Origin of the sequence: Planosporangium flavigriseum, from assembly GCF_011947225.1 — a bacterium.
In the GTDB taxonomy this organism is placed as follows: Bacteria; Actinomycetota; Actinomycetes; order Mycobacteriales; family Micromonosporaceae; genus Planosporangium; species Planosporangium flavigriseum.
Genome location: NZ_JAATVW010000065.1, coordinates 1 through 916, shown reverse-complemented (window position 1 = coordinate 916; position 916 = coordinate 1). Strand labels below are relative to the sequence as shown.

Below are 916 nucleotides of genomic sequence, written 5' to 3'. Positions count from 1 at the left end.
TTCCTCCTTGAGTTGAGTCTTTTGCCGGTCCATCCTTGGCCCGGTCAGTGAAAAGTCCATGCAACTTTTCACAAAGTGCAATCGTCGGGACTACCCATAGGGGTAAGTGATTGTGACCTAGAACACCTCTTTGTCGAACGTGGGCTCAGGTGCGCAGAGTCGGCTCACCGGAGCGGCCTGGGTCGGCTTCAAGTGCTGCCCGGCGTGTCGAACAGCGCGTCTACGTCGATGCGTTCCTTGGCGAAGAGCCAGTAGTGGATCAGCATCACCGCGGCCCAGGGCGCCACCCAGGTCACCATGCTGGCGAGCCGGCCGTCCAGGGTGTGCGCGAAGTCCTGCTCGTAGATCAGGACGACCGTGAAGATCATGGCGAGCACGCCCACGCCGTAGGTGAGCTTGCGCCGGTCGGTCTTCCAGTCCAGCGTCTGGGCGCACAGGCTGCACGAGTACATGTTGAGGATGTTCGTGGCGATCGGGCCGTGGAGGACCAGCAGGATCAGCGGGATCGCCAGTCCCGGTGCGCTCCGGATAGCGATCTTCAGCCTGGTGCTGCCCGCGATGCCGAGCTTGACGAACAGCGCGATGCCGGGCCTTGAGCGGTCTGATCGGCAGCAGGAGATGCCTAGGGATGTGGGGAGCGGGGGAAGTCGCCAAGTGGCTCGTCGCGTCATCGGCGGGTTTAGCTGACCGGGTGGCATCGGCCGGGCAGTCGTCCTTGAGGTCCGATGGCCGTCGCGCGGGGGCCGCAATGCCGGAAGGGGTGGCTCGCGTGCACGCGGGCCACCCCTTCCGGATAGCTGTGAAGTTGTTATTCAGTTAGTGCCTAACCGGCTCAGCCGAGCAGCTTGAGCACGCCCTGGCTGGCCATGTTGGCCTGGGCCAGCATCGCGGTACCGGCCTGGGTCAGGATCTGCGC

At 64.0% G+C, this 916-nt stretch carries 2 protein-coding genes; both read right to left on the bottom strand.

Going from position 1 to position 916, the window contains the following annotated elements; translation table 11 throughout:
• Positions 1–188: 188 nt before the first annotated feature.
• Positions 189–671 (bottom strand): cytosine permease, encoded by a 483-nt coding sequence (locus tag HC028_RS26830; RefSeq protein ID WP_168080228.1) that lies wholly within the window; start codon positions 669–671, stop codon positions 189–191.
• A 161-nt stretch (positions 672–832) separates the two neighbouring features.
• Positions 833–907, bottom strand: coding sequence for a hypothetical protein (locus HC028_RS28015; protein WP_275941404.1), 75 nt, complete (start codon positions 905–907; stop codon positions 833–835).
• Positions 908–916 lie beyond the last annotated feature (9 nt).

Coding starts and splice junctions, on each gene's coding strand:
- HC028_RS26830 (WP_168080228.1), bottom strand. CDS start 671: ATGACGCGACGAGCCACTTGGCGACTTCCCCCGCTCCCCACATCCCTA.